The organism is Pseudomonas sp. P5_B2, assembly GCF_056400445.1.
In genome coordinates this window covers 1-4,946 of record NZ_JBFULH010000308.1, presented here as the reverse complement: position 1 = coordinate 4,946, position 4,946 = coordinate 1, and the positions used below count along the sequence as shown (strand labels likewise).

Below are 4,946 nucleotides of genomic sequence, written 5' to 3'. Positions count from 1 at the left end.
GATGACATCGGTGCCCTGCCCCTGAACCTTGACCGTGCCCTGCTCCACCGCCACCCGGGTCTGCGACGGATCGCGCCGCACATCGAAGCGCGTGCCGGTGACCGTGACCTGGCCGTTGCCCGCCTCGACCACAAACGGTCGGCTGGAGTCGTGTTCGACGCTGAACATCGCTTCGCCTTCAGTCAGCTCGATGCCACGCCGGTCTTTTTCAAAACGCACCTGAATTCGGCTACGGCTGTTCATGTCCATCAACGAACCGTCCGGCAAAACCACATGCCGACGTTCACCCAACACCGTGGAATATTCAGCGGTATAAGGCGCCGGTTGATGCAATCCGCTGAACCAACCCACACCCAGCGCCACGGCCACCACACTGGCCGCCACCGCATAACGCACCCACGGTTGACGCGTGCGGCGAGCAGGCGCGGTTTCACACAAGGCTTGCAGGCGCGCGGTCGGCACCAGGTCAGCCGCGATCCACAAGCCCTGAAGCATTTCAAATTCATCTTGATGCTGAGGATGTTCGTTCAGCCAGGCATCGAAGCGCCGATACTCCTCGACGTCCGCCGCCGGCTCCTGCAAACGCACAAACCACCGCGCCGCATCGTCGCGAACCATTGTTTTCCCACACGCACAATCACGAGTATCCATCATGGAAGTTCCTGCTTGGCTGGGGAGGAGAAGGCGCGACCGATCATGCTTGCGATCCGTCGAGGCGGTCACGCAGATGCCGCAAGGTGCGGATCATATACTTTTCCACCATGTTCTTGGACAAACCCAGGCGTTCGGCGATTTCAGCCTGGGTCAGGCCTTCGATCTTTTGCCACACAAACACCTTGCGGCAATTGACCGGCAACTCGGTGAGCGCCCGTTCGATGGAATCAGCCAACTGGATCGCCTGCATGTACTGCTCCGGGTCGCCGGACGACGACACACTCAGATCAATCGCCTCCGACTCCATGGCGCCCCGGCGATCCTCACGCCGATAACCGTCCACCGCGATGTTGCGCGCGGTCTGGTGCAGATACGCCCGAGGTTGTTCCACCGCTGCCGAATTTGACTCAAGCACCCGCACGAAGGTGTCGTGGGCCAGGTCCTCGGCCTGCTGACGATTTCTCAGGCGACGGGTCCAGGTGCCAACCAATTCTTCGTAATAGACGAAAAAGCCATGTCTGCGGGGCAGCTTGGGGGTCATTGCGGTGTGCTGTGGAGACGGAGGCGCGAATAGTAATGCTTCCTATTAACTGGAGGCAATGGGTTCCACGTCGCCCGTGTCGCCGTTAGTCAGTCAAGCCAACGGCCCCCGTTGCAGGGGCCGTCTTGATTCATCAAATCAGTGTGCGATGCACACCGACTTCAACTCGGTATACGCCTCGATCACCGCGCGACCAAACTCGCGGCCCATGCCCGATTGCTTGACGCCACCAAACGGCATCGCCGGGTCCAGCAGCACGTGGGCATTGACCCACACCGTACCGGCCTCGATTCGCGGCACCAGGTTCATGGCTTTGCCAAGGTCGTTGGTCCACAGGCTGGCCGCCAGGCCGTAGCGGTTGTCGTTGGCCAGCGCGATCACGGCGTCTTCGTCGTCGAACGGCATCACGCCCAGCACCGGGCCGAACACTTCTTCACGGGCCACGGCCATGCTGTGGTCGATGTCGGCCAGAATGGTCGGCTGCACGTAGAAGCCCTCGCCTTCCACCAACTCACCGCCCGCCACCACACGCGCGCCTTCGCGGCGGGCCAGTTCGATGTGCTTGAGCACGCTTTGTTGTTGCTTGCGCGACACCAGCGGGTTAATCGCGGCATCACAGTTCATGCCCGCTCCGATTGGCATGGCAGAGACCGCCGCGGCGAGGGCTTCGACGAATTGGTCGTGGATCGAGCGATGCACATAGAAGCGCGAAGCTGCCGCACAGACCTGACCGTTGTTCAGCAGGCCGCCGAGAATTGCACCTTGAACGGCTTTTTCGATGTTGGCATCGGCGAGCACGATCATCGGGTTTTTGCCGCCCAGTTCCAGCGAGAAGCGCGTCATGTTTTCCATGCACGCCACGCCCACACTTTTGCCCACTGCGGTGGAGCCGGTGAACGATACTTTGCTCACCAACGGATGCGCCGTCAGCACGCCACCCACCGAGGCGCCGCCACCGGTGACGACGTTGAACACGCCAGCGGGAATGCCCGCTTCCAGTGCCAGTTCAGCCAGGCGCATGGCAGTCAGCGGGGTTTCCATCGCTGGTTTGATGATCACGGTGCAGCCGGTGGCCAGCGCCGGCATCAGCTTCCAGGCAGCGATCAGCAGCGGGAAGTTCCACGGCACAATCCCCACCACCACGCCCACCGGCTCACGCTTGGTGAACGCGGTGAACTTGGCGCCCGGCGGCAGCGGGATCGACACGTCGAAGGTCTGGCCTTCGATCTTGGTCGCCCAGCCGGACATGTAGCGCATGAACTCCACGGTGGCGTTCAAATCGAGGGCGCGGGCCATGTTGATCGACTTGCCCTGGCTCAAGGTTTCCAGCTGCGCCAGTTCTTCGGCGTGTGCTTCAACCAGGGCAGTGAAGTTCAGCAGGATGCGTTCACGGTCGGCCGGACGCAAACCAGACCACACGCCGGATTTGAACGCGGCATGGGACGACTGCACGGCGCGCTCAACCACGTCCAGCGGTGCGTCCAGTGTTTCGCAAAGGGTTTGCCCGGTGGCCGGGTTGACCACAGAGATAGTCGGGCCATCCGCCAACACCCATTGGCCGTCAATGAAGCAGCCGTGACGGCGGCCAAGGAAAGCAGCAACCTGCGGCAGAATTTCAACGTTGCTCATAATTCACCTGTCGTTCAAACGTGTGGTTCAACCTGGAAGTCCGGCTGATTAGCGTTGTTCTTTGAGATAGCAAACGACCGCCTGACGGTCATCGGCGGAGGCCAGCCCCATGTAGGGCATGTAGGTCCCGGGCACATAGGCCTGGGGTTGGGTGATCAGTTGGTTGATGGTTTCGGCTTGCCAGGTCACGTCTTTGCTGCGCATCGCCTGGGAGTAGCTGAAGCCTTCGAGCGAGCCGGACTTGCGCCCGACCACGCCTGCCAGGCTCGGCCCCATCATCCCCGCCGAGCCTTTGCTCACCGAATGACACACCCCGCATTCATTGGCGAATACCTGGGCGCCGTGGCCCTGGTCCGGCGTGCAATCGGCGGCGACCACGGTTTGCGCGAGCGCCAGGGTCAACAAACCGATGAGGGAAAATTTCTGTGAAGTGAACATAAGCAGGCGACCTTGAGAATCCGTGAGGGGAAGCAACAGCAGGGTTGATACGGATTGTCAGCGGTCAGTGACGCGCAGGTTTTGCCCTGCGTGCCAGTCGTGTTGGCCGGGCTGCCAAACCGGACATTTTGGCAAGCACAGGCAACTCTTTGGCAACCACACAAAAGGGCGAAAAAATTCCGGGCCGTAGTATCGATAAAGACCTCAACCCTGTGGTCATGAACAAGAATGGATGCCACACCATGCTCAAGTCCCCCTTGCTTCGTCTCTCGACGCTCGCGCTGCTGATCAGTGCTGCCCAGGCCAATGCCTACGAACTCTATGCCAATGACGACAGTCACCTGAACGCCACGCTGGAAGCGGTCTTCGGCATGTTCCACAGCCAGGAAAACTACGCGTTGTCCGGCCGACTCGACGAGGGTTCCTCGTCATGGCGCGAGGGTTACATCAAATACGGCCTGAGCTTCGACACAGGCCTGGCCGACTTCGGCACCGCCTACGGCGCCGGCAATATGCTCAGCTCCGGCACCTGGGGTGACGGCGATGCCGCCGGGTTCACCGACGGTACGGAACGCACCACCAAGTTCGAAGACGCCTACCTCGGATGGCGCTCGGGCAAGCTGTTTGAAGCAATGGGGGATGACGGCGTCGACCTGTCCTTCGGACGCCAGAACATCGTGGTCGGCGACGGTTTCCTCATCGATGGCGACGCGCTGAACCTGGGCAAAGGTGTGGCCGACGGCGAGTTCAATCGCGGCGGCGCCTACTACCTCGCCGCCCGCAAAGCCTTCGACGAAACCGCTGTGTTGCGCCTTGGTGGCAAAGAAGGCTGGCGCAGCGACTTGATGTGGCTGAAGTCGAATAACCGCGCCCAAGCCAAAACCGAAATGTACGTCGGCACCCTCGAACACGTCGCCGAGGCAGGCACGATCGGTTTTACCTACATCGACACCAACGATGTCGACAAGCAGTACGCCTCGCCGTTGCAGCTTGAGCGCGATGGCATGAAGACTTACGCCTTGCGCGCCACTGGCAACGCCGGAGTGAAAGACCTGTTCCTGTCCGGTGAATACGCCGAAGAGGATAAACCGAACGCCAGCAACGAAGACGCCTGGTACCTGGAAGCCGGCTGGACCTTTTCCGACGCGATCTGGGCACCTTATGTCGGCTACCGCTACAGCCGCTTCTCGGAAAACTACGACACCTTGTTCTACGGCTTCAGTCGCGGTTACGGCACCTGGTTCCAGGGTGAAGTGGCCGGTAACTATGCCGGTCCGTTCAACACCAACTCACGTATCCAGAACGTCTCGCTGAAAGTCTCGCCACTGGAAAACCTCAGTGTCGGCGTGCTGTTATTCAACTTCGACACCATCGACCGCAACCTGGGCAACACCGATGGCCAAGAGGTTGACTTGTACGCCGAATGGCACGTCAACGATCACCTGACCGTCATGCCGCTGATTGGTCTGTACAGCCCGGACAAGAGCGCTGCCCAGGGTGGCACCCAGTTAGGCAACACCGACAACAACCTCTACAGCCAAGTGGTGTTTGCCACCACGTTCTAGGTTTTGTTCGACGCAAAATTTGTAGCCGCCGACGATCCCCCTGTAGGAGTGAGCCTGCTCGCGATAACGGAGTGTCAGTCGACAATTATGTGTCTGACACTCCGCTATCGCGAGCAGGC

5 protein-coding genes are annotated in these 4,946 nt (G+C 60.5%); 1 reads left to right on the top strand and 4 read right to left on the bottom strand.

The features are described from left to right. The 4 genes from AC1DRJ_RS19140 to AC1DRJ_RS19125 all read right to left on the bottom strand — a co-directional run. Positions 1 to 654: FecR family protein (locus AC1DRJ_RS19140; RefSeq protein WP_477803527.1), on the bottom strand; the 654-nt coding region annotated here is incomplete at its 3' end. 40 nt (positions 655 to 694) lie between these two features. After that, on the bottom strand, positions 695 to 1,195 hold the full coding sequence (locus AC1DRJ_RS19135; protein WP_477803526.1) for a sigma-70 family RNA polymerase sigma factor: 501 nt from the start codon (positions 1,193 to 1,195) through the stop codon (positions 695 to 697). 138 nt (positions 1,196 to 1,333) lie between these two features. Then, positions 1,334 to 2,824 (bottom strand): aldehyde dehydrogenase family protein, encoded by a 1,491-nt coding sequence (locus AC1DRJ_RS19130; protein ID WP_477803525.1) that lies wholly within the window; start codon positions 2,822 to 2,824, stop codon positions 1,334 to 1,336. Between the two features lie 48 nt (positions 2,825 to 2,872). Then, the gene (locus tag AC1DRJ_RS19125) at positions 2,873 to 3,262 is read right to left on the bottom strand and encodes a c-type cytochrome (protein WP_477803524.1); all 390 of its coding nucleotides are present in this window, start codon (positions 3,260 to 3,262) and stop codon (positions 2,873 to 2,875) included. Positions 3,263 to 3,504: 242 nt separating this feature from the next. Between AC1DRJ_RS19125 and AC1DRJ_RS19120 the strand changes: the two genes are divergently transcribed. Next, positions 3,505 to 4,827 (top strand): alginate export family protein, encoded by a 1,323-nt coding sequence (locus tag AC1DRJ_RS19120; protein WP_477803528.1) that lies wholly within the window; start codon positions 3,505 to 3,507, stop codon positions 4,825 to 4,827. Positions 4,828 to 4,946 lie beyond the last annotated feature (119 nt).